General features: G+C 52.7%; 21 protein-coding genes and 1 tRNA gene. 8 read left to right on the top strand and 14 right to left on the bottom strand.

Annotated elements, in window-relative coordinates:
• The first annotated feature begins 217 nt into the window (after window positions 1-217).
• Window positions 218-2,845 (top strand): aldehyde dehydrogenase family protein, encoded by a 2,628-nt coding sequence (locus AC1EKS_RS06305; RefSeq protein WP_481009250.1) that lies wholly within the window; start codon window positions 218-220, stop codon window positions 2,843-2,845.
• An 87-nt stretch (window positions 2,846-2,932) separates the two neighbouring features.
• Here the strand turns inward: AC1EKS_RS06305 and AC1EKS_RS06300 are convergent, their stop codons facing one another.
• From AC1EKS_RS06300 to AC1EKS_RS06285, 4 genes are all read right to left on the bottom strand, one after another.
• On the bottom strand, window positions 2,933-3,898 hold the full coding sequence (locus AC1EKS_RS06300; protein ID WP_481009249.1) for a carbohydrate kinase family protein: 966 nt from the start codon (window positions 3,896-3,898) through the stop codon (window positions 2,933-2,935).
• A gap of 5 nt (window positions 3,899-3,903) precedes the next feature.
• Window positions 3,904-5,301, bottom strand: coding sequence for a sugar porter family MFS transporter (locus AC1EKS_RS06295; RefSeq protein ID WP_481009248.1), 1,398 nt, complete (start codon window positions 5,299-5,301; stop codon window positions 3,904-3,906).
• 469 nt (window positions 5,302-5,770) lie between these two features.
• Window positions 5,771-7,228: an FtsX-like permease family protein gene (locus tag AC1EKS_RS06290; RefSeq protein WP_481009247.1), complete on the bottom strand. Its 1,458-nt coding sequence runs from the start codon at window positions 7,226-7,228 to the stop codon at window positions 5,771-5,773.
• Window positions 7,229-7,939: an ABC transporter ATP-binding protein gene (locus AC1EKS_RS06285; RefSeq protein WP_481009246.1), complete on the bottom strand. Its 711-nt coding sequence runs from the start codon at window positions 7,937-7,939 to the stop codon at window positions 7,229-7,231. It abuts the gene before it with no gap.
• Window positions 7,940-8,239: 300 nt separating this feature from the next.
• Between AC1EKS_RS06285 and AC1EKS_RS06280 the strand changes: the two genes are divergently transcribed.
• A complete protein-coding gene (locus AC1EKS_RS06280; protein WP_205407868.1) occupies window positions 8,240-8,440 on the top strand; it encodes a hypothetical protein in 201 nt (66 codons plus the stop codon).
• Window positions 8,441-8,817: 377 nt separating this feature from the next.
• Here AC1EKS_RS06280 and AC1EKS_RS06275 read toward each other — a convergent pair whose 3' ends face one another.
• The 6 genes from AC1EKS_RS06275 to AC1EKS_RS06250 form a co-directional block, all read right to left on the bottom strand.
• Window positions 8,818-9,072 (bottom strand): type II toxin-antitoxin system RelB/DinJ family antitoxin, encoded by a 255-nt coding sequence (locus tag AC1EKS_RS06275; protein WP_481009245.1) that lies wholly within the window; start codon window positions 9,070-9,072, stop codon window positions 8,818-8,820.
• Window positions 9,073-9,335: 263 nt separating this feature from the next.
• Window positions 9,336-9,590: a HepT-like ribonuclease domain-containing protein gene (locus AC1EKS_RS06270; protein WP_481010314.1), complete on the bottom strand. Its 255-nt coding sequence runs from the start codon at window positions 9,588-9,590 to the stop codon at window positions 9,336-9,338.
• Between the two features lie 79 nt (window positions 9,591-9,669).
• Window positions 9,670-10,011 (bottom strand): nucleotidyltransferase family protein, encoded by a 342-nt coding sequence (locus AC1EKS_RS06265; RefSeq protein ID WP_481009243.1) that lies wholly within the window; start codon window positions 10,009-10,011, stop codon window positions 9,670-9,672.
• Between the two features lie 144 nt (window positions 10,012-10,155).
• Complete coding sequence (locus AC1EKS_RS06260) at window positions 10,156-10,422, bottom strand: type II toxin-antitoxin system RelE family toxin (RefSeq protein WP_481009242.1); 267 nt, start codon at window positions 10,420-10,422, stop codon at window positions 10,156-10,158.
• Entirely contained in the window at window positions 10,406-10,681 is a 276-nt protein-coding gene (locus AC1EKS_RS06255; RefSeq protein ID WP_481009241.1) for a type II toxin-antitoxin system RelB/DinJ family antitoxin, read from the bottom strand. Before AC1EKS_RS06255 ends, AC1EKS_RS06260 begins: the two co-directional genes overlap by 17 nt.
• 616 nt (window positions 10,682-11,297) lie before the next feature.
• A tRNA-Gly gene (locus AC1EKS_RS06250) sits at window positions 11,298-11,368 on the bottom strand.
• A 135-nt stretch (window positions 11,369-11,503) separates the two neighbouring features.
• Here AC1EKS_RS06250 and AC1EKS_RS06245 point away from each other — a divergent pair.
• The gene (locus tag AC1EKS_RS06245) at window positions 11,504-11,923 is read left to right on the top strand and encodes an NUDIX domain-containing protein (protein WP_481009240.1); all 420 of its coding nucleotides are present in this window, start codon (window positions 11,504-11,506) and stop codon (window positions 11,921-11,923) included.
• 58 nt (window positions 11,924-11,981) lie between these two features.
• Here AC1EKS_RS06245 and AC1EKS_RS06240 read toward each other — a convergent pair whose 3' ends face one another.
• From AC1EKS_RS06240 to glpA, 3 genes are read right to left on the bottom strand one after another with little or no spacing between them, the layout of a single operon-like run.
• Complete coding sequence (locus AC1EKS_RS06240; RefSeq protein WP_481009239.1) at window positions 11,982-13,229, bottom strand: anaerobic glycerol-3-phosphate dehydrogenase subunit C; 1,248 nt, start codon at window positions 13,227-13,229, stop codon at window positions 11,982-11,984.
• Window positions 13,222-14,469, bottom strand: a complete 1,248-nt coding sequence (gene glpB, locus AC1EKS_RS06235) for a glycerol-3-phosphate dehydrogenase subunit GlpB (RefSeq protein ID WP_481009238.1) — start codon at window positions 14,467-14,469, stop codon at window positions 13,222-13,224. The genes AC1EKS_RS06240 and glpB overlap by 8 nt, the downstream gene beginning before the upstream one ends.
• A complete protein-coding gene (gene glpA / locus AC1EKS_RS06230) occupies window positions 14,466-16,112 on the bottom strand; it encodes an anaerobic glycerol-3-phosphate dehydrogenase subunit GlpA (protein ID WP_481009237.1) in 1,647 nt (548 codons plus the stop codon). Before glpA ends, glpB begins: the two co-directional genes overlap by 4 nt.
• A gap of 506 nt (window positions 16,113-16,618) precedes the next feature.
• On the opposite strand from glpA, the gene AC1EKS_RS06225 reads away from it, so the two are divergent.
• From AC1EKS_RS06225 to AC1EKS_RS06205, 5 genes are all read left to right on the top strand, one after another.
• The gene (locus AC1EKS_RS06225) at window positions 16,619-17,890 is read left to right on the top strand and encodes an MFS transporter (RefSeq protein WP_481009236.1); all 1,272 of its coding nucleotides are present in this window, start codon (window positions 16,619-16,621) and stop codon (window positions 17,888-17,890) included.
• Between the two features lie 79 nt (window positions 17,891-17,969).
• The gene (gene dcd / locus AC1EKS_RS06220) at window positions 17,970-18,566 is read left to right on the top strand and encodes a dCTP deaminase (protein WP_481009235.1); all 597 of its coding nucleotides are present in this window, start codon (window positions 17,970-17,972) and stop codon (window positions 18,564-18,566) included.
• Complete coding sequence (locus AC1EKS_RS06215) at window positions 18,563-19,714, top strand: hypothetical protein (RefSeq protein WP_481009234.1); 1,152 nt, start codon at window positions 18,563-18,565, stop codon at window positions 19,712-19,714. Before dcd ends, AC1EKS_RS06215 begins: the two co-directional genes overlap by 4 nt.
• Before the next feature lie 153 nt (window positions 19,715-19,867).
• Window positions 19,868-21,571: an MDR family MFS transporter gene (locus AC1EKS_RS06210; protein WP_481009233.1), complete on the top strand. Its 1,704-nt coding sequence runs from the start codon at window positions 19,868-19,870 to the stop codon at window positions 21,569-21,571.
• A 67-nt stretch (window positions 21,572-21,638) separates the two neighbouring features.
• The gene (locus tag AC1EKS_RS06205; RefSeq protein ID WP_481009232.1) at window positions 21,639-21,908 is read left to right on the top strand and encodes a DUF4235 domain-containing protein; all 270 of its coding nucleotides are present in this window, start codon (window positions 21,639-21,641) and stop codon (window positions 21,906-21,908) included.
• Window positions 21,909-22,002: 94 nt separating this feature from the next.
• On the opposite strand, the gene AC1EKS_RS06200 is transcribed toward AC1EKS_RS06205, so the two are convergent.
• Entirely contained in the window at window positions 22,003-23,712 is a 1,710-nt protein-coding gene (locus AC1EKS_RS06200) for an outer membrane protein assembly factor BamB family protein (RefSeq protein ID WP_481009231.1), read from the bottom strand.
• Window positions 23,713-23,749 lie beyond the last annotated feature (37 nt).

The following is a 23,749-nucleotide window of genomic DNA, read 5'->3' as shown; positions in this document are numbered from 1 at the left end:
GCTGGTATGGGGACAGGTATCATTAAATTAGGTCTTTAATCCCCTGAAGTGCGTAAACGTTTGTTTAGACTTAGGGTACTGAAAATTAATACTACGAGGTATTTTCAGAATTATTCAAAGCGATGCCTGCTGAGAGTAATTTTTCGTTAAGGCTAAATTGCCGACGAAGTAAAACAGCTTCAGCCAATATAAAACGGAATATAGAAAAGAGTTAGTCATGTCGCCACAAAAACCAACTCCCGTCCTCACCGAAAACGCTTCCGACCAATCAGCGGTAGATGTGCTGGTAGAAAACGCCCAGCAGGCACTCAAAAATTTTGAGAAACTTGATCAGCGCACCGTAGATATCATTGTGGAAACCGCCGCCCGAAAAGCCCGGGAAGCCCATGCGGTACTCGCCGCCGAGGCGGTAGCAGAGACCAAGCGGGGAAACTTTGAAGACAAAACCGTAAAAAATGTTTTCGCCTCCGAAGTTATTGCCCAAGATTTAGAGGGGCAAAAAACCGTAGGGGTGATTTCCCGGGACGAATTCTCGGGGATTGTAGAGGTCGCGGAGCCAGTCGGAGCGGTGGCTGCTTTGACTCCGGTCACGAATCCCACCTCCACCACTATTTTTAAGGCCCTAATCTGTCTTAAAACTCGTAATCCGATTATTTTTGCCTTCCATCCTCACGCCCAAAACTGTTCGGCACATGCCGCCAAAATAGTCTATGAGGCCGCGCTGGATGCCGGGGCGCCTAAAGGGTGTGTGCAGTGGATTTCTGCGCCTTCAATGCAGGCCACTTCGGAACTGATAAATCATCCGGGAGTGGCAGTTATTTTAGCCACCGGCGGTAATGCCATGGTCAAAAGTGCTTATTCTTGTGGTAAGCCGGCGCTGGGTGTGGGAGCCGGAAACTGCCCTGCCTATATTCATGAGAGCGCAGTGGTGAAAAATGCGGTCAATGATGTCACCATTTCTAAATCCTTTGATAATGGCATGATTTGTGCATCTGAACAGGCAGTTATCCTGGATGAAACCATTGCTGACCAGGCGCTGGCAGAGTTCGAATCTCTCGGATGTTACCTGGCGAATGCAGAGGAAAAAGCGAAGCTAGAAGACCTGCTATTCTCAGCGCGCGCCGGGAGCGAAGCCTGCAAGAGTGCCAAGCTGAATGCCGCGGTCGTGGGACAGCCAGCAGCGAAAATAGCCGAGATGGCAGGTTTTAGCATTCCTGAGGACACTCCCGCCATTTTGGTGCAATGCTCTGAGGTAAGTTATGACGAGCCGTTGACCAGAGAAAAACTTTCTCCCGTCCTGGCGGTGTTGCGCGCTAAAAATGCGGCGGAAGGCATTGAACTATCTCGCCAAATGGTGGAACAAGACGGGCTGGGACACAGCGCCGCTATTCACTGTCGAGAGTGGGAAGTTATCGACAAGTTCGCCAAAGAAGTTAATGCGGTACGGATTATTGAAAACTCTCCCAGTTCCTTCGGGGCTATCGGGGGTCTATATAACGCGATGGTGCCCTCCCTGACTCTCGGCTGTGGCTCCTATGGTCACAACTCGGTGTCAAATAATATCAGCGCAGTTAACCTGCTTAATATCAAACGGCTAGCCAGGAGGAACCCGGTAATGACGCCTTTCCAAGTACCTAACCAAATCTATCTCGGTTCTGGCTATATTCGGCAGCTAGCCAATCTGGAGCTGGGGACCAAAATTACGGTGATCACTAACCAGCGCGCCGCCAATAGCGGGCAGTTGGATGTGGTGATGCAGCTGCTATATACGCGCAGTGAAAAAATATCTGTGCAGGTTATAGATGATGTCGAAAAGAGATTCACCCCAGAATATCTAGAAAAAAAGGTGCAAGAAATCGCGGGCTACGCTCCGCAAACAATTATTGCGGTGGGGGAGCGCTGCGTTATTAATGCAGCGAAGTTCCTGCGTCTATTCGTTGCCTGCCCCGAGTTATCAATTAAAGAGGTCTGTGCCGGACAAATTTCCTTGCCCTCCCATATTAATTCTCCGCAACTCATCTGCGTGCCTACTATTACCGGAGGGCGAGCTTCAGTAGCGCCCTCGACAGCAATTACCGACATTGATACCGGTTTTGCTCGCCCAGTCAAATCAACCGCATTCTTGCCGCAAATCGTGATTATGGATACTACCTGGGCACCCTTTTCTCGAAAAGATGCGCTGCGGCGGGGTTTCCAAGGTGTTTCCTGTGCGATCGAGGCGTACACCTCCACCCAAGCCAGTGAATACACGGATTCTTTGGCGCTGCATGGTCTGGAGAACGTCTATCAGACTTTGCCGCGGGTCGTTAATGCCGCGGAGGACAGTCAAGAATTGGTGGATCAGCGGGAAAAAGTTATCGAGGGGGCGTTCTTGATTTCTACCGCGCAAGGTAATACCGCGATGGGCTTGGCAGATTCACTGACCAAGACTTTTGCGGCCGCCTTCGGGGGGAGCAATCAGGAATACTTCCCTGCAGTACTCCCCAATGTGGTGCGCTTCTTAGGAGGTCGGCCGCGCAAGTTCGTGGCTTCTCCAAACTATTTGCGTTTCCAAGCGCCGCGGCAGCTAGCCGAAATTTGTCGTCGCCTGGGGATTAAAGCCCGGGAAGAGGACGCGGGGGAGGCTTTAGCGCAGGCTATGGAGAGCTTAGTTGCCACCTTTGGGGTGCCGCTAAAGGTACAAGACTTCCAGGTATCGGAAGCTGATTTCCTGGAGCGGCTACCCGAGCTTGCCCAGCGTACTTTCGATCGGGAGTCCTACACCGGTACGCCGCGTAAAGCTACCATGGCGGAAATAGAAAATATGCTTAAGGCCTGCTATTACGGGAAAGAATTCGTTTCCTAGTTCGTTTCTTAGCAAAAAAGTCTGCGGGGGCGTTATCGTGACGCCCCCGCAGGATTATCTTTGGTATTTGCTCTAGGACCCTGTCACCTAGAGAGTGGGGTCGCTGGCGAGGACCTCTGCGACCTCGGCTTGGGTAGGACCATAAGCCCCCACCTTACTTACCGTGATTCCCGAGGTGACGGTTGCCCGATGTAGGGCTGCTTGAATGTCGCTGAGGCGGGCCTTCCGTAGCCGCTGTTTGGCTTCTGCCGAACCCAGCAGCCCCGCATCTAGCAGTCCGGAGATCAGCCCTGCCATGAAGGAATCCCCGGCTCCTACCGTGTCTTTGACCTTGATATTTAGGGGATCGACCGCTAGCATATCTCGGTCATTAGCACATAGGGCATAGGAAGCCCACGGTCCGCGGGTAGCCACAATCAGACCCGGTCCCATAGTTTTCCACTTTTGCAACACGGTCTCTAGGGGAGTGTCTTTTCCGTAGAGCCAAGCAATATCCTCGTCGCTGGCTTTAACCACATCGGCTAGGCTGATCAGTTCTTCAATCCGCGGACGTACTTCCTCCGGAGTACCCATCAAGGCCGGACGCACGTTGGGGTCATAGCTGACGGTGCCCTGAGGCGCCATTGCTTTCACTGCCGCGACTACTGCCGAGGCACCGGGTGCTAGGGTAGCGGCAAAACTACCGGTATGCAGGTGGCTGAGAGTAGAGACTTCGGGCAGGGGTGGAACTTGCCACTCTAACTCGAATTCGTAGGTCGCTTGCCCAGCTTCATCTACATGAGCGTTAGCGATCGGAGTCTTGTCGGCATTAGCGCTGCCAGGAATAATGCCAACCCCGGCGGAGGCTAACTTTTCTTCTAGGCTCTTGCCGCGCGCGTCCTCGCCCCACCAAGAAGCCAAGGAGGTGGGGTGGCCTAAACTGGCTACTCCACAGGCAACGTTAAAGACGCTGCCTCCTACTTTTTCTTCGACGGTTCCGGCCCGTTCAATAACATCGATCAGGGCTTCACCCAAGCAAAGAACCGGGCGATCGGTTGTTTTTATTTCTGTCATGGTAGTTACTCCACTCCTAGTTTCTTGGACATTTCTTCAAGCGGAATTCCCTTGGTCTCCGGCATTACTTTCAGTACCCAAAGCAGCTGACCGCACATGCACAGGAAGAATATTAAGAATGACCAGCCGCCACCGAGGAAGGCAATCATGGAGGGGAATACTCCAGAGGTGATGGCGGCAAAAGTCCAGTGGGTAGTGGACCCTACTGATTGCCCAGCGCCACGTACCTTATTCGGGAAGATCTCGGAGATGAACACCCAAATAACTGAGCCTTGGCCGAAGGCGTGTGCCGCGATGAATACCAGCAAACCAATCAAAACTAGCACCGAGGAGCCAGAGGTAAAGTGTCCATCAAAGCGGAACATTACAAAGGTTAAGAATCCCAGGCTGCCTAGGTAGCCGAAGGAGCCCACCAACATTAGCGTGCGACGTCCCAGTTTGTCGATGACAGTCAGCGCGGTCATAGTGGCAACCAGGTTCATGAATCCGACGGCGATTGACATTAGGTAGGAAGCATTCTCGCCGGCTCCGGCCTCCTGCATAACCATCGGTGCATAGTAAAGAATCGCATTAATACCGGAAAGCTGGTTGAAAGCGGCAATTGCGATTGCCATCAGCATTACTTTCCGGTAGCGCTTGGAGAAGAAATTAACTTTGGTCTTGGATTGTTCCAAGTCGCGCTCAATCTGCTGTCTAATCTCGGTTAGTTCCTGATCAGATTCTTCCTGGGAGGAACAGAGTTTTAGGCTAATAGTTTCTGCCTCATCATCGCGTCCTTGTGCCATTAGCCAACGCGGGGTTTCGGGCACCGTGAACAGCAACAGCAAAAACACAATAGAGGGAACGGCCATAACCCCAAGCATCCAACGCCAAGCGGTATCTGCGGGGGCAATAGCGCGAATAATGGCATTGGAGGCATAGGCCACCAAAATGCCTAACACAATATTGAATTGCACCAACCCGACTAGACGGCCACGTTGCCGGGCGGGGGCAATTTCTGCGATATAGATAGGGGCACATACGCTGGCCATACCGACACCGACGCCTCCAAAGAATCTGGAGGCTAGGAACAACCAATAGGCGGAGGCTGGGGCTAGGGCAGTGCCTAGGCTGCCTAGCAAGAATAGGGCGCCGATAACAAATAGCAGTTTTTTCCGTCCATATTTATCGGCCAGACCCCCGCCTGACAGCGCACCGACGATAGTGCCGATGGTTGCTGAGGCAACAGTGAATCCGAGTGATTGCGGGGTTAGCTTGAATACTATTTCTAACGCGTGAGTTGTTCCTGAAATAACGGCGGTGTCAAAGCCAAAAATCAAGCCACCTACAGATGCCACTACGGCACTGCGGATAACTAGACCATTGGCACGGGAGCGTTCCAAGACGTTTGTCTCGCTGGACATAAAGGTTCCTTTCATTGATTCTTTCGAACAAGAAAGCGAATAGTTTCGGCACCTGAGGTCGGATCGAGGAACAATCTTTAACGATGATGCCTTGCTGTTATGTTACGCCGATTGGTGCTCAAAATCTCAGAAATGCAAATCTGAAGTTCCTTTATCCGGAGGTGGGAGGCCTGAATCAAACCCATTTCAATTTTCTTTTCTTAAGTAGTAGTAGCTGTTTGTTGGTTGTTCCCGCTGCCGGCACAGATACCTAGCAGCGAGACGCAGTCACCTATAGGTGCACCATTTTGAAAACCTGCATTTTCAAAGTAACAACCAGGATTTTTCTTAGGAACACCCAAAAGGGTGAAAACTATGCGAAAAGGGTGAAAACTCCGGGAAAACTGCGATAGCTTTCCCAGAGTTTTCACCCTTGAGATGTTGCCCCGTCCTTAAGGCACACTTGCTGAGTTAGATTCCTCAGTTCCCCTTAGTCATTAGCGCGTTGCTGCAGCAGGCGTAAACGTCGATGCAGGGGGTGGCTAGCGAGAATTGAGGCGGCCGTAACCGCTAAACCTGCCAGCATTAACAGGCTCATTTGAGTCACCGAATTCTCTGGTGTTTGCCCAGTCAGTTTATTTAGCATTTGCACCATCGGCATCGCGGCAATTATTCCCAAGATTCCTCCTCCTAGCACCGATACCGCTAGGGGTCCCAGGGTTTCCAGCCACATGGAGCGCAGTTCGAAGCCGCGCGGGGCACCCATTTTCGCCAAAGCTCGGGATTGCTCAGCATTTTCAATCACTGTTGCTGCCTGAGTAATTAGCATGGCGCAGGCACACAGCGTGAAGCTGACCGCCAAGGTAATCATGGTGCCAGTTTGGAAATCCCAACGGGTGGCTGAAATAAAGTTGCTGGAAATCTCATCGGAATATTCACTATTAACCAGCACTGGCGACATAGCTACGAAACCCGCGATAAAAGCTAAGAACCCCATACCACTTACGCGCCGCCAAGTAGTTTTGGGATCGGCCACTATCCTCCGAGAAGCCAGTACCATCGCGGGAATCGGTACCTTTGCCAGCAAGCGGGCATTTAGTTGCAACAGGTAGGGGCCTAGTAAATTGAACCCCAAAATAACTATCAGGATTACAGCGGAGACTATCGCTATCGTCCAGGTTTGTGATAGTCCCAGGGTCGCCTGACTGACTATGAAAGCGGCGACAAAAATAGTTACCGCAGCTACCAGGCGCCAAGCGCGCAGTGCTGGTTGACTTGCTCTGCGAGTAACTCCCAAGGGAGATACTCGCACCTGCTGCATTCCCCACCAGGAGGAAATCTGTCCCAGCAAAATGATTGCTGCCAGCACTATTAACAGCAGCCACCAGGGCAACAACATCTCTTTAACCGTTATATATTTGGCTTCTATTTCAAGAAAAGTCCAGGCAGGTAGGGTCGCGAAATAAAGGGCAGTACCGATCAGAGAACCGATAGCCGCTTGGATCAGGGTATCTAACAGGGTCATTTTGGTTACCTCCGCAGAGGACACACCCAGCAGCCGCAAGGAGGCTAAACGCTTTTCGCGTCCTCGTGCCCCCAATACTGCCGCCTTGGTGGCGAGCGAGCTTAAAGATGGGATTATTAGAGAGCAGGCCAAAATGGCTAAGAGGAAATAGAACTTTAGAATGATTTCGAAACTTGCCTCCGCTTCAAGTAACTGGGCAGCGATTCCCGTGGGGTTCCTCCAGCGGTTATAAAACATATAGGTGCCGCCAGCAACCGTTAACGCCAATCCGGCACACACCGTGTAGGCCAGGATTGACGCCAAATAAAGCAGAGATTCACCCTGGCGAGAGCGGAAACGGGCTTTGGTGAGATGCCAGGTTAACCAGTTTAGGTTTTGCGCGCGCGAGGAGGTAGCTGGACTGGCTATGTTAGTGCTCGACATTTACGCCCTCCCTGACTGTGGCGCTAGCGCGCGATCGGAGTGGATTTGACCGTCCCGAATCTCGATCAGACGTGAACACCATTTCGCTACGTTAATATCGTGGGTTACCAGCACTAATGCTGCCCCACAGCGTTGTGTTTCCCGGGTCAATGTTTCCATCATTTCGTATCCGGTAGCTTGATCGAGGGCGCCAGAAGGTTCATCAGCAAAAACCACTTTGGGGTTACCGATGAGGGCGCGGGCGATTGCTACCCGCTGGGCTTGACCCCCAGACATATCTCCCGGACGCCGTTTTTTCAGCTCAGAAAGCCCCAGTTGGGTGAGTAGTTGATCTGCGCGCTTTAAAGCTTTCGGGAGCAGAGTTCCGGTCAGAATCAGGGGGAGTGCCACGTTTTCGCGGGCAGGCAGCTCGGGGATGAGTTGCCCGTCTTGGAACACAAACCCGAACTGGCTGAGCCGCAGCCGGGAGCGCTTTACATCTTTTTGCGCCGCGATATCCTCGCCCCGGAATAGAACCTTTCCAGATTCAGGAACGAGGACGCCGGAGAGGCAATGCAGCAAGGTCGATTTTCCTGACCCCGATGGTCCCATGATTGCCACCGACTCGCCCTCGTGAATTTGTAGAGAAACCCCGGAGAGGGCGCGAACGTTTCCAAAACTTTTTGTGATGTTATCGGTGCTGAGCACCTCTTTTTCTTTATTTTGATTCATACCTTCTATTTCATTCCTTCTGCCGGGAGCAGGGAACAGTGCTGAAACTGATTTTTAGGTATTGCCAAAACCTACCCGGAGGTAGAGCTGTCACTACCCAAGGGCAGAGTGCGCCCTCTGAATGTTTTTGTGCCCTAGATCTTCCCCCACAATGACCTGATTCCCTTTGAAAAAATGGGAGCCCCGAAAGATGGGCGCAGTAACCCACTTTGGACAGTTGAATAAGAAGCCGAGTCTACGTTCTTAGAAGATAGCGAAAAAGCGATAGTTTGTAGTGCTGTCTATGGGTATCGTGGAAATATGAATTTCGGTATGCGAAAACCTAGCCCTAAGCGTTCCTACAAGGCAGCGACCTCAGGCAGAGCTAAAAGAGCCGCTAAGCGCGCAGTTAATCCCCTATATGGCAAGAAGGGCATGGGGTTTTTGAAGGATCCGTCTCGCGCGGTCAAAAACGCTATCTATCGGCGCACCACCTTCGGTTGGCGCGACCTCTTCAAGTAGCTGGCAGCCTGTTGCTCAAAGCGTCGAGCATTAATGCTCATGAGCTGTCTAAACTCGGGCGGTGATTCCGTACGGAAAACAAGGGAAATCAAGCTGCGGAGTTTTCCGATATTCTGACTGAGAGATTTTAAGGTTTTGTGGGACGGGAGCAGTGGTCATGCGGTGGTACGAGAATCCTGATCTGTACTGGGTTATTGGTTGCTGTTTAGCGGGGTGCAGTGGAGTTTTCGCGGTACTACTGTTCTGCGGTGCAGTCAGCGTTATTACTGGTGTAGCTAATATTCTTTCTACTTTAGCCCTCGCTATTACCTGTTATGTCTTGTGCTACCGCTTCAAACAATCTGCACCTGACTCAGATGATAGAAGTGTGAAAGAATCTAGTCAGCTCCATTAAGATCTGCCATTAACTCGGTGACGCTATCAAAGGAAGCTCCGGTGCGGGATTCGGCTTCAGCGCGAGCAATTAGGTTCGCTGATTTTTCCCTGCGCGGAGTGAACGGAATACCGTTGCTGACAATTGACTGCCTCAAGAACATGTTAATTGCAGTGCTCATATCTAGCCCGAGGTCGCGGAACAGCTCCGCTGCCTGTGTCTTGGTCTGGTCATCAGTTCGGAACGATATATTAGCCACCAGAAACACCTCTTTTCACGCAATTATTGTTACTATGTGCCTACAATAGCATTAATATTGCGTGAAATTAATGGCTTTAAGAAATAAATTTGCAGCCTTAGCGTTCCCGGTCGAGGGCTAATAACGGGGATGACTTGCTGTCAGATTGGCATTCAAGTGGAGGGGTATTCGGTCGCGGCGCTCCCTATGACATTTCTGATCCTCACTCAGCGCGGGTGTGGGCTTCACAGCCACTCAAAATGTTCGTGAAGCGTGAAAACTGATTAGTCTTCAATCCGGCCAACTATGTTCTCGATTAACGGAATTATCTCGTGTGACATCGTCTCCCACAGCATTGACTTGTCAATGTCAAGGTAGCCGTGCGCCATGCGGTTACGCATACCACGAACTTCGGCTAACGGTAGATCTGTGCATCGAGCCACGGTTTCAGCCGGAAGGTCTTCAAGCATTGCTTGTAGCCGAATAATTATCTGACAAGAGGCAAGGTAGAGGAGTTCCGCTTCGGAAGAATCCGACAAGAAAAGCTCTCTTCCCTGGCTGATGACATGCTTCACCGCCTCAGCGAGCTCGGCAAGTGCTTTAGCCACAACTTTTGGATCAGGAGTTGGGGTCATGATTTACCGCGATTGCCTGGGAACGTGCGTGGTCTGCCGCGTACCCTTTAGAAGAGCTCGGCATAATCTCAACCGGGTTGTGGAGCAGATTGCTTAGCTCAATTTCTAAAGCTGCCAAGTTGAAGTAGCTCGCACCCGGAAGGAATTCCACCAACAAGTCGTAATCCGAATCTTTGGTTGCTTCGTCCCTGGCAACCGAACCAAAAACCCAGTATCTTCCTGTGCCTTTATGGTGCTTGATAACATCACGTACGTCATCATCGGCAGCACGAAGCCGCTCTAGTGACGGAGCAGTCGTTGCAATCGGATTAGTCGTGATTATCATATTGCTATCTTACTTCGCGACCTAAAGATTAAATAGCCTTCTTCGCCTGTTTTTCCTTGGGTAGTACGGTCGAACGTCAGTGGAAGATAATCGCCGATGATGCTTATTGGAAGAGGCTTTGTCGCTGTAAGTTACTTCAGTCTTTCATCTTTCATAGATATCGCGGCGGTGTCCCAAATCAATCGCTAGGATCAGCAGCTCTGAGTCCACGATGTCGCAGATAACCCGGTAGTTTCCCACGCGATAACGCCAGTAGCCGGTTAGCTCACCTTTTAGGGCTCTACCTTTTGAGCGGGGGTTAGCTAGCTGGCTAACAGTATGGAGTTCGTTTAGGATTCGCTTCGCGGAGGTGGCATCAATCTTGCTAAGAGCCTTTTCTGCGCGCCGGGTGAAATCAATTTTCCATTCCATAGCGGGCCATCAGTTCTTCTAAGCTAACGGTATCAAGCTGTCCTGCGCGGTAGGCTGCCGAATCTCGATGTAAAGCGCGCGCGTAATCGGATACTGGCGCCGCTACTTCGAAGGGGATACGTCGTTCAGTCCCAACTTTTTTTGCAAAAATCGTAAAGGCGGCGGTAAGAGTCAACCCCATAGCTTTACATGCATCTTCCATCGACTCTTTGACATCAGTATCGAGCTTAAAATTAACATTTGATGTTGTTGATTTCATTACATATCCCCCTTTTTTTATAGTTATTATCAGTGTACTTCATTATTTAATATATGTAATCCATTATTCTGTTGGCTACCTCAAGCTTCGGGACGGCGACTATAAGCTGTCTAAATCCGGGCGTGATTCCGTAAGTAGAGCCGGAAAAATCAAGCTGCGGAGTTTTCCGGTATTCTGACTGAGAGATTTTTGGTTTTTATGAGACGGGAGCAGTGGTTATGCAGTGGTATAAGAATCCCGATCTGTACTGGGTTATTGGTTGCTGCTTAGCGGGGTGCAGTGGAGTATTCACGGTACTACTGCTCTGCGGTGCAGTCAGCGTTATTACTGGTGTAGCTAATATTCTTTCTAGTTTAGCCCTCGCCATTACCTGTTATGTTTTGTGCTACCGTTTCAAACGTTCTGCACCAGACGCAGATGAAAACTAAGTAAACCGGGTGTTCGGTTGCTGCGCTCCCTACGACCCTTCCTCACTCCGGTCACAAGCATTCAAGCGCGTTCCGCGCTTGTGCTTGCACCTCCGTTCGGAGCGGGTAGTTGCACCTGTGGTGCCTACCCTTCTTCGCTCGGATCAGAAATATGAAAGCAAGCTTTCATATTCACGATCCTCACTCAGAGCGGGTGACGAGAATCGAACTCGCCTCTACAGCTTGGGAAGCTGTCGTTCTACCGATGAACTACACCCGCGTTGGCATCTAGCCGCCTTTAGAGTATAACCAGTACCGCCGCCCCACTCAAAACGAGCAGTTAAAGTGAGAACAAACGACCGACAATGATGGACTAAGCGGCTAACTTGGACTCATCAACCCCAGGGAGGAACAAATGACTTTCGTAGTAGCGTTAGCGGCCATCTGCGACGGAAAACTGCTATGCGCGCAGCGATCCTACCCGGAAAAACTACGCGGCAAATGGGAGCTACCCGGCGGAAAAGTGCGCGAGGGCGAGGAACCAGTGGCAGCATTGGTGCGGGAAATAAAAGAGGAACTCGATTGGGAGATCCCTCCCTCCCAGTTGGGGCGGATCTTAGCTGGACCGCTCCCCGCGGGGAACTGGCCGCTGCTTAAAGGCGCCCAGATACGAGTAATGATTTACCATCCCCGCGAGCTACCGGCTCTGCAGGCGGGGGATTCCCATCTCAGCTTGCAGTGGAGCCCAGCAGAAAAAGTAACGCAGCTAGACTGGCTAGAACCCGACTTGCCTATAGCCGAAGCTATAAGTCACGTCCTGAAAAAACCAGCCTAGCTGCGTCCTCAAAAATAGATATCCAGCAACCGGAGCCTAAACCCCGGTTAACTTAGTGTTAGCTATCTTTTAGCCCCATGGCCTCAAACAACAGGTAGATTGGGTGGACAGCCGGCTTGCCGCCGCCCTTCTCCAGTTGCCAACGGCAAGTCTCGGTATCCGAAACTACCAGGTCAGAGTTGGTGCTCTTAATCTTGTCGAAGGCGGTCTTACCTACTGCCTGCGCAATATCGTACTTTTCGCGTTTCAACCCGTAGGTACCAGCAATCCCGCAGCAGGTGGCGCCCGATTCGTGGACGGTCAGCCCGGGAATCTTGTCCAAAAGCTGCTTGCCCGGGGTACCAATCCCCGTGGATTTGAGCTGGCAGGGAGCGTGATAAGTAACCGTCAGGTTCATCGGCTCCAGATTATCCAGATCCAGTTCGCCCCGGTCATACAGATCCAGCAGGAACTCGGAAATATCCCAGATGCGCCGCGAAACCTGCTCGAGCTCCTCATCTTGAACTCCCAGAATCTCGCGAGCCTCATGCTTGACCATGCCCACGCAGGAACCGGAAGACCCGATAATTGTCAGGTCATCTCCCGGAACGTTCAAATCATGCGCCAGCTTACGAATCAGCTTCTTTGCCCCGTCATAAAGACCGTTAGACTGCTGCGCTAGACCGCAGCAGCCATGAGGCGGTACCAATACCTCGTATCCCAGGTGCTCCAGAATCTGCACCGAGCGAATAGAAGTGGTGGTTTCGAAGAACTCACCTGCGCAACCGTGGAAGAACACCACTTTACCCTTGGTGGGGGCAGGAGCGGTACGAGTATGCTTCTTGAACCATTTTTCAAAACTGAACCCATCAGCTACCGGCATCGGCGCTTCATGGTGAACCCCGAAAGTTTTCTCCATGATCTGGCGAATCGGTTTTTGCCTTAGCGCCCAGTTAGCCAGCGGCGCCACCGGAGTCATCGCCTTGCCCATAAACATGGTGTTGGAGATGAGCACGTCGCGCAACGGACGGCCGTTTTGCTGCTTCATCGCGGCGCGGGCCACGTTGTTGAGCTCTGCAACCTTTACCCCCTGCGGACATACCAAGGTGCAGGTGCCACAGCTGGAACAGTAATCGATAGTGTGATCAACCGATAGCCCCTTACGGAAACGCTCCGCCTGCGGACCCACATACTTAGGTCCGGGGAACAGGGGAGTAACCGCTGCCACCGGGCATTGGGTTTCACAAATCGTACATTTGACGCAAGCATCCAAGCTGGCTCGCATCAGCGGATTGAACTCGGGTTTATTGCGTAAATCCTTAGTCATTGGTATCCCCCAAAATCGTGTCACAAGCCCGCAAAGCGGAAGCTACAGCAATGCCGTCACCTGACTTTTCCCGCCACCGGGTGGCTCCCGCCAGCAACCCGCCAGCGGCGTAAAGGTTCTCATATAGCGGAGCCCCAGAATCATCCAGTACCCGCATTTGGGAATCGACCCTTACCCCCACTTCGAACAGGGGCTGGTTTGGTCCCCAATAGTCTTCGTGAACTAGCGGTCCTTCCGGGATTGCTAGCGGTAAATCAAAGGCTCTTTCGGTGACGTTCCAGTAAGAATCCACGTGCAAAGTACCGGATTCGAAACCGCCACCAGCGTAGATAAAGTGCTTAGCTTCAAGAGTTGTCTCCGAGCCAGCAGAATCAAAGGTCACGGCTGCTACTCGGCCATCACTAACGTTAAGGCCGGTTACTTCACTGCCAATAATGTAGCGTACTCCCAGATCCCGTACCTTTTGGGTGAGAGTGTCGTTGATCCTCATCCCCGGAATCGAGGGCGGCAAAATCGGAATCTCAAACACCTCATGTCCCAGGCGGCGAGCAATATCTTTCCAAGCATGGTGATCTTTTAGTCCCAACACCGCGGGGAAACCAACTACTTCGCCGTCTTTCAAATGACGTTTGACCTCGTCACAGAAATTCGCGCGGAAATCTTCGGTATCGAGGGCGCGGGCAAAATTCAATCCGGAAGTGTCAACTTCGTCATGGCGCACCGGGATATCGATCCAGATATGGCGGGCAGAAACTTTACCCCCGCCGGGAATCTCTTCCTTTTCCAGGTTCTCAGCCACCAATTGGGGATAAAAATCCTTGAGGCGCCGCAATCCTACGATTACGTATTTCTTGCCATCCGCGGCTGCTCCCGCCAGCATTGACGGTTGGGGTAGGCAGGTGGGACGCCAAGCGCCTAGGCAGGTAGGCAAAAATACGTTCTTATCTGGGCTGCCGGCCAGCAAATCTGCCCCTAGCTGCTCTTTTAGCCAGTTAGCGGCGTCCGCAACTGCCTGCGATCCCAGTTTTCCGTAAGGGTGGGATTCCGGTAACTTCTCGATTGCCTCTAAAGGATTATTTACCCGGTCCGGGTCGTATCCATACAGGTCAATGGTGCCTTGACCGAGCTGGATTCCCCCGATGCCTTTGGTGATTAAATCAACTTCCCGTCCGGCCTCAAGCAGCCGAACTGCAGCGCTAAGACCGGAAAGGCCAGCACCGATTACTACTACGTCTCTCACGCTAGTGCCTCCTTTACGGCTTCACGTTCTTGTTTATCGCGTTCTTGTTCGACCGGGTTGAGCGCTACCTCACTCAGCTGGGCTTTTCCGGGGGCATGCTCCAGGTCGAAAATCCCCTGCATAATCCAGTTATCGAGGGCGGTTTCGCGAGTCGATTCCCCAAAGAGAATCGGTTTGATGCCAATCCAACGGTTCTTCATAAATAGAGAAATCATGTTGGTAGCGCGTTCAACTGAAGCGGCGCCCTCTTCGTTAACGATGCCGGCGCAGCGCATGGAGCAGAATCCGCCTTGACACGGTCCCATCCCGATCCGGAGTTGCCGGCGGAGATCATCGAGAGAAGCACTCGGGAATTCCCGAATCTTTTCTTCTAGCATCCGCCGGGAAACCAGTTCACATTCACAAATGATCTGGTCTTTATTCCATTCTTTTTCGCGCGCGTGCAGCCGGTCAGTAAGCCGGTGCTGCCGGGCACCCTCTTGACCGGGAACCGCTTCTTCGGCGGTGCGACAAGGACGCTCGTCTTTCATAATGTCGCACATAATGTTAACAGCGCGTTCAGCCATTAGGCGGCAGGTAGTTAGTTTGCCGCCGGCCACGGTGAGCATGCCCTTGACCCCGTCGCGTTCCTCGTGATCCATAACTGACATCCCGCGGGACATATGGCGCGAATCTGTGGCTGCCACCCGATTGTCTTTAACCAAGGGGCGGGCTCCTACCCAAACGTGCAACGGACGAGAATGACGGAACCCGGGCAGCAGCGCATCTCCGGCATCTAGCATTTGCTGGACTTCTTTATCTTTTATCTGCAGGAAGTCTGCGCTGGAGGCCACCTGGTCGGTAGTACCGATAATCGCGACCTGATGGGCAGGAACAATCAAGTCTCCATCCGAAGGATAAATACACCGGTTTATCACGTGCTGGCAGATGCGGTGATTCATGGCGATCATGATGCCCGCACCCGGAACCACATTCACATCGTGGCAACCTGCCATAGCGGCGATTTCGCCTGCCCAAGGACCACCGCAGTTGATGATGAATTTACATTCGATGCGGACTTTTTCCCCGCCGTGCTTATGGTCTTCACAGGTGACAGCACTGACTGCTCCATTGGTGACTTCAATACCGGTAACCCAATGGTAGGTAAGGATTTCGGCGCCATACTCTTTAGCGGAGTGCGCAAATCCCCAAACCATCTTCCAGCCATCAATAGTGGCATCCTGCACCGCGAAAGCTCGCTTGAGTTTCGGGTCCAGACGGGGCTCACGTTTGAGGGCCTCGGCCGGAGAAATTTCATAGGCCGGAACCTTGGTCTTGTTCGCACACTCTAAGAAAATATCGGCGTGCTCTTCACTGTCTTTTGAAGTAGTAACGAACAGACCGCCGGTATCTTCGATGGCGTGCGGAACCACTTTCCGTAAAATGTCATTTTCTTCCGCACATTCAGTAGCGGATTCGGGGTCGGATTTTACGTAACGTCCTCCCGAATGAAGTAACCCATGGAACCTAGCGGTGGTGCCTTGAGCTAAATCCACCCGATCGACCAGTGCAGCTTTGAATCCTCGCATGGCCACGTCGCGTACTACGGCACTGCCGGTGGCACCGCCGCCGATCACCACCACATCGACTTCTAGTTTTCTCACCCTTTGCCTCCAGAATCGAACGCAGCGTCGCTGCCGCGCGTCAATGACTGTCCCAGAATCTCCTCCTGTGACTCTTTTTCAGGTTATAGCTCATGTTTAGTTCTCGTGTGGATAGCAAGGACTTTGCACATATTTGCGTTTAGATTTTCATTTATACACGTCTTTTCAAAGACTAAAGCGTATCTAACTGCAATTATGTCCTCTGAAAAGCGTTGCACAGACTTGCAACAGGATCTACCCTGTATGTTTGGGTTTCTGGTTTTTCGTCTATTTTTTTGGGAATTTCCAAACACACGTGTTGCAATTTTAATTGCACAGGGCGCTAAAAGACCCACCTTTGGCTGGGCAACTATGGCAGTTCACTAAGGAATAAGGGGCGCGCCCTTTCACAAGCGAAAAGGTTTTTACGTGCCAAAAATCCCTACTTGGCGATTGCGCAGATTTACACCGTTTCCAGGCAACGGATAAACCTTCGAAGCGCGGAACGGTGGCACTATACTTACTAGATGCCGCGTCCTCCGTCTTCACCGCTAGTGCAGTTGACACTGCCTCTTTACGCGCCTTCGCTAACCTGGGGAATCGGTCTGGGAACCCTGAATGCGGTTATGGTAATCACCGCCCTGGAATTGGGAATGCACGCGTCCTTAGCCTCGGCGCTGGTAGGAATCGCCGGGATCACTGCGGTGATTACCGGCCCGCTAATCGGGCGTTTCGTGGACCGGCTAGGGGATCGCAACGCCCTAATTACCGGCTCGCTACTGGCAACCCTTGCCCTAGTTTCCACCCTGATTTCTTTGCAATTTCCCGGACACAGTTTTGCGCAACTGATTTACCTGTGCGCAATAGTGGCACTGGCGCTTTCCAGCGGGATTTGGCAGCTAGGAAGGCAATCGTACGTAACCGAAACGGTTCCGATTGCTTTTAGAGCTCGGGCAATGGCCATGTTAGGAGGGATCGCCCGGCTGGGCCGGCTGGTAGGTCCCGCCATCGGCTCGGTAGTTATCGCTGCCTGGGGAGTCGACGGAGCATTCTACTTACAGATAGCAACGGCGCTGCTAGCTGCGGCACTAGTGGCGGTTTTCACCGCCCCCGATCCCCATATGTTAGCTGCGGGAGCGGCGCGGACAGTCTCCCCACGCCAGAAAACATCCGTCACAAATGAGCCGGCAAAGCTCGGGAAGCGAGTTTCCGCCGACGCGCCCGCCACCGCCCTACTGGCGGTATGCGCAGTCTTGCTGTCCCTGGTGCGGGCAGGGCAGATAGTAGTCGTGCCCCTGGCGGGGCGGGCCCTAGCGGTTTCTAATGAAGTGATTTCCGCGACCTTCGCGGTTAGCGCTCTGATGGATGTGGCGGTGTTCTATGCCTCCGGGCAGCTAATGGATCGTTTGGGGCGCCGCGCGGCTATCATTCCTTCCCTGATGATTATGGGTGCCGGATTCGTTGCCTTAGGCCAGGCAGGTAGCATGGTTCCCTATTTTGTCTCGGCCTGCACCGTCGGTTTAGGTAATGGATTGGCTGCCGGTATCTTGTTCACGATGGGAGCAGACCTATCTCCTGAGGTAGGGCGTTCGCGGTTCCTAGGGATCTGGCAATCTATTTCCCAAATCGGCCCTACCATAGGTCCCTTCCTAACCTCCGCCATAGTGGGACTGGCCAGCGCGGCAGTAGCAGCCGAGATCACCGGGATCCTAGCATTTTGTGGTTGCCTCTGGTCATTCTTCGCGATCCCGCGCGCCTACCGCCGTATCGGGATGGATGAGCGCGCGCGGCCTCTTTAATAGCTGTTATCAAAACCCGGCGACAGGAAATGCCTCGTCCGTGCCCAGCGGTGCATGCCGCCTGCGCTAGACTGAAGCTATGCTTTTATCTGACCGTGACATTGCCAAACTGTGTGCCTGCGGAGAAGTTGAAATTGATCCTTACGATCCGCAGATGATTCAACCTGCCTCTATCGACGTGCGCCTGGATCGGTACTTTCGGCTCTTCGATAACCATAAATACTCGGTAATCGACCCGGCTCTGCCCCAAGATGACCTCACCCACCTGGTGGATGTGGGGGAGGATGCACCATTCGTGCTGCATCCCGGAGAGTTCGTGTTGGGATCTACTCTGGAGCGGGTGCGCCTAGCCGACAACGTGGCTGCCCGCCTGGAAGGAAAATCTTCCCTAGGGCGTCTGGGGCTGCTAACTCATTCCACCGCGGGATTTATCGATCCCGGTTTTAATGGTCATGTCACCTTAGAGCTGTCGAATACCGCCACTATGCCGATACTGCTTTACCCGGGGATGAAAGTAGGTCAGCTCTGTTTCTTCCAGCTGTCTTCACCTGCCGAAAAACCCTACGGCTCCCAGGAGAGAGGCTCACGTTACCAAGGTCAACGCGGCCCCACTGCCTCCCGCTCCTACCTGCGCTTTAGCCGCAGTGAAGTGCCGGAAATGGAACAGGAGCAGTGAGCGATAATCCGATTAGCGACACCTCTACTTTTGCCCGGATAGAAACCGGGAAAGTTCAGGCTATCCGGCTAACCGAGCAGGGATTACAACCCCAAACGCAAGTGGCAGCTATCAATCCCGGAGCCGCTTATATGCGCTCCCGAGGACGCTTGCAGGCCGCAGAATTTACCACTGAGGGTTGCCCACAGCTAGTAGTTTTTCCCGCTGAGGTCACCCCGGAAGAAGTAGAGGCGCTGGCGGTTTCCCTCTGGGAGGATGCCGGTTGGATAGCCCCCGGCCGGTTGCGCCTGAGCGGAGCGGCCGAGCTGAAAGGCCCATTCACGCTAGACCAATCAGTGCGAGAATCTCTGGGGCTTCCCGCGCATAGTAAAACCGCATTCCGCTTAGACTGTCCGCGGGAGCGCTCTGGGAAACTTTCGGAAGAATTGCGGGGAGTCGACTTGCTCACCGATGCTTTTGCAGCCAGTGAACCCCTCGGCCTGGAATATGAAGCACTCAGCGGTCTTTTGGCGATTTGCCGGCGACTGGGAGGGAGCCTGCGGGTAGGACCCGGCAATCGTGAGAAAAATTCCTCAGCCCAGCTTCTTTCCCCCGACCCGGACTCGGCGGTGAATCTGGCGGTGTATTCGCCCTATTGGATAGAAAAAAAGAGTCTTCAAAAACTGCTATCGCCGGTATTAGGGGAGTTGCGTACAGACCCGGGAGTTCCCGAACCCTCCAGTCGCCGCGAACAGCGCTGGAACCGGGAGGCCGAAGCAGTGGTCACCGCACAACTGGGAGAAGAGGAACTAGCTTGGATAGCGGCAGAGGCAGAGGCTTTCGACAAAGAAGTAGGTAGCCAGCTAAGTGATAACGACGCTTTTGCCCTGTACGGCTCCCTAGGCTTGGGGGCAGATTTCTTTCTCGGAGTCCAAGCCAGCCTGCAGGTGCCGTGCGCGCTGCGGTTCCACCCTCATCATGGAAAGCCGTTCGCTATCTACCAGCTGCAATGGTTAGGGCAGCCGCAAGGAAACCGGCGTCTTAGCCGGGTAGAACGGGTGGCCAGGATGAAAGTAACTAATGCCTTTGAAGATGCGGCGCGCCTATTGGCACAGGTAGCCCAGGGAACTGTGGTAGACGAAGACTCCTTTTTGGTGACTTGGAATTAGTTTCTCCTGCTGCCGGTAGCTACCAGTAAGGGCGGCAAACTAGCCGTTGCGATCACTGGCCTAAAAAATAGCTGCTTATTTTGTCAATAGGCTAGAAAACTTTTTCTAGCGGTGACTAGGATTTAACGGTGAACGCGGTATGCAAGGAGCTATATGAGTCTTAAGAACCAGGCCGCTCGGCCCGAACGATCTTCAGAGGTCTTGCAAGTTTTATCCGGGTTGCTGATGGTGTTATTCGTAGCGGTAATGTCCGTAACCGTCATTGGCACGGCGTTACCCACGATGATGTCTGCCCTTAGTGGTAGCGAATCGCAATACACCTGGATAGTTACCGCCATGATGCTGTCGGCTACGGTAGCCACCCCGGTGTCCGGCAAGCTTGCCGATATGTATGACTCGAAGAAACTACTGATGGGGGCGATCGGACTTTTTACTTTGGGATCTTTGCTTTCGGGAGCAGTCACTGCCGCCTGGCAACTGATTTTTACCCGCATTTTGCAGGGGCTAGGGATGGGGGCGATTATGTCGCTCACCCAAGTCGTTATGGCGCTGATTATTCCGCCTCGTGAACGCGGTCGCTATAACGGATATATCGGGGCAGTCATGGCGGTCTCCAATGTCTCCGGTCCCCTGGTAGGAGGGTTCATCGTGGCCACCCCTTGGCTGGGGTGGCGGTGGTGCCTGTGGGTTTCGATCCCCTTTTCTCTGGCAGCTATGGCGGTGCTTTGGCGTTTTTTGAAAGTTCCGGCAGCCGAAATCAGTAAACCGCGTATCGATTTCTTAGGAACTGGGCTGATAACTGCCGCGGTATCAGCCGCCCTGATTTGGCTCTCCCTAGCGGGCAAAGCCTTCGCCTTTACCTCTTGGCAAACTGCGCTGATGCTGGCTTTAGCGGTATTTTTCCTGGTGGCATTCGTGCTCTGGGAGCTGCATTTTCCAGAACCAATCATGCCTATGTGGATGTTTACCCAGCGGGCCACCCTGCTAGCAATTTTAGGGTCGATCTCGGTGGGAACCGCGCTTAATGCCCCACCCGTGTTTTTTACCCAGTTCTTCCAAATCGCCAAAGGTATGAATCCGGCACTGGCGGGGATGGCGTTGCTGCCGGGTATGATCGGTACTTTTATCGCTTCCACTTTAATCGGGCAACTGGTGTCGCGAATAGGACGCTGGAAGCGCTTCGTGGTCGGCGGTTTCGTGGTGATGTGTCTGGGTATTTTCTTTATCACCCTGATTGATAAAAACAGCCCCTACTGGTTCTGCGCCCTGGGAATGTTCCTGCTGGGTGCCGGTCAAGGGGCCAGTATGCAAAACCTGGTCTTAGCGGTACAAAATGGGGTTAAATTGCGCGATATGGGGGCCGCGACCTCGACAGTTACTTTCTGTCGGTCTATGGGCGGCGCGATCGGAATCCAAATCTGCGGTTTCGTGTTCACCTGGGAGATCACCCGTCAGGTTAGCGCCGGGATGTCGAAACTGGGGGATAAGGGTGCCGCCATGGCTGAGCTGTCTACCCTGGAATTAGATAAACTCACCGCTGCGCAACAACAGGTAGTCCGGGATGCCTACGCGGGCGCGTTGGGAGATATTTTTGTGCCCCTCCTAGTGCTATCCCTAATCGGTTTAGTTTGCGTGTCCCTAATGAAAGGGAGCGAGCTGATTTCTGAATACGCCGAACATGAGGCCCAAAGGCATCAGGCAACTGAGCGCGAACGGGAACTGGTGCGCCGCGCCCTCGAAAAAGATCAAGTTAGCCAGGAGCTCGCTCAGCTTAAGCAGCAAAAATATTCTGCTGAGACCGAGGATGATTCCCCTGTTAAGAGTGAAGATCAAGATCACCCTGGAAAGAGTAAATAGGATTTGGGAACAGGGCGTGGGCACCTAGGGTAGGTTAGTAGTAACTATCAAAGCGGAAAGGCAAACCATGGATATTGGCTGGAAAGTAGCAAGTGCCGCGAGCTTGGCGGGTGCAGGATTGCTCGCTAACCTGGCGATTAACACCGGTTGGAAACTCGTTACCGGGCACAAGCCCCCGCAGGATGGGGAGGAAGCAGCCCAGTCTTCGCTGGTAGAAGTAGTGCTTTTTGCCGCTATTTCGGGGGTCGCAGTTACCCTAATCCAACGGGCCGCAATGCGCCGGACAAACAGTTGGTACGGGGGACGCCATAAAGACGTCCTAGATCTAGGCAACTAATTTTAAAGCTGGGCGGCTCGCTAGCCGTATCGATAACCCATTTATTGAAAGCCGAATCATCCAAGGAATCTGTCCAAGAGGTGGGGCTGAAGGTTCAGCGCGATGGAACCTGTGTGGTGCCGCTAGCCACCTGACCGGTACAAAGCGCAGATATTTTAGGATCGGCAATAGCACTGGTTACAGTAATTGCGCTAGTGGCCTGGGGATCTTCCAAACACTTCTTGAGATAATCTGCTGCTGGTTTCCCACGATCGATTTGCCCAGTATCAATGATCCGGATAACCTTTTCTGCTCCTTTTAGTTCGCAGGAAACGCGATTGAATTGCACCTGGTAGGAACTGCCAGAACCGTCGGTATCACTAACTCGGATGCAAGAATCAACCGGGAAAGTAACACCGGGTTCCGCCTTGCTCATCGGATTGGCGGCTCCGTGCCCTACTGTCTGATTATCGCCGACCTGTCGCCCCCATGTCTGGATCCCTTCTGGGGCAAGAGTGTGCAGTTTTTTGTCATCCTTTACCGAATCGAAGTAGGCGTTGGCCGGAGTAGTGATGTTCCAAAGCTCAATTCCATCAGAGGTGGAAATCGCTTTAATCACGCCGTCATCATTGGTGTAGAGCAAAATATCTTGATGCAAACGCATCTCTTTTACATTCTCGCTAAACGACCAGATTTGTTTCCCGGTCTTTCGTGAATAGCAGCCGAGCTGGTTATTACTGGAGATATATAGCGATTTTGGGGTCGTTAGCACCTGGGTTCCAGTTCCCAGTTTCATGTCGGTTTCGTCAAAGAGGGTGCGTAGGGAGCGCAGTTTTTCCCAGTCCATATGGAAAAGCTTTCCCCCTTTTTGCACCAGATCTAACAGTTGCCCCGAGTTATCGGAGGGAACCGTAGTTCCTTGCGGGAGGGTAGTTACATGAGCGCGTTGGGGTTGAATAAATAGGGATCTGGCACAGCCATCTTCGGGGCTTAGCACCCAGGCAGTATCGTCAGCGTTGCGGATTAACCTTCCCGGACTGGAGGCTTGAATCTGGTTAGTTTCCGGATCCACCAGATAATTGATTCCTTTATGCCCGATAACCCACAAGGTGTCGGAGAAAATCTCAAAACGCTCAGGAGCCTGCTCAGTAGGCTTTTCGTCTAGATTGCAGTTACTCATATCTGGTTGGAATTGCGGATCAGAAGCTTTTTGGGAAACTAACCCTTCAGCTATTTGTTCCCCCTGATCCGATAGACGCAGCAGCGACAGATCCTCCCCAACCAGAATAATTTGGGATCCTAGGGTCGCGATATTTACATAAGAGTCAGGAGATTCCCATATCCAGCGGGCAGTTCCCATTTCCAAATCCACTACCGCTATTCCCGAACCATTCCCCGAATGATAAAGACAAGGCAGGTAGCGGTGGTCTCCATCAGCTCCCCCGATTGTTTGCCTGGCGCAGGCAGCTAAGGGGGCTTCTAAATTAACTGACCAGGCAGAAGTGCCATCCTCTGCGAGTTGTAAGATAACGCCGGAACCATCACTAGTGACTCCCGCGCCGATCCGATAATCCCCATAGGTTGCTGGCTGTAGTGAGGATTTTTCCCCCCAAAGAGGAAGAAAGGAGACGATTCCATAATCTTGGGCTCGAAAATCTTCTTGCAGTACTGGTTTAACTTTGAAGTAGCCAGTTGCTTGGGCTTGTCGGGAGTTGTAACGCCACCATAAGAAGGTTCCGCCCCCGATGATCGCTACTAACGCGAGGGTGAGGACCGCTATGACCAGCTTAAATAGCCGACGTTTTATGCGCCTGGAGCCAGCCACTAGATTCTCCTTCCCGAAAGTGAAATCCACCTTAGCT

The sequence above is a fragment of the Varibaculum sp. C0165D1 genome (assembly GCF_056590355.1).
This window is presented reverse-complemented; position numbering and strand designations above follow the sequence as displayed.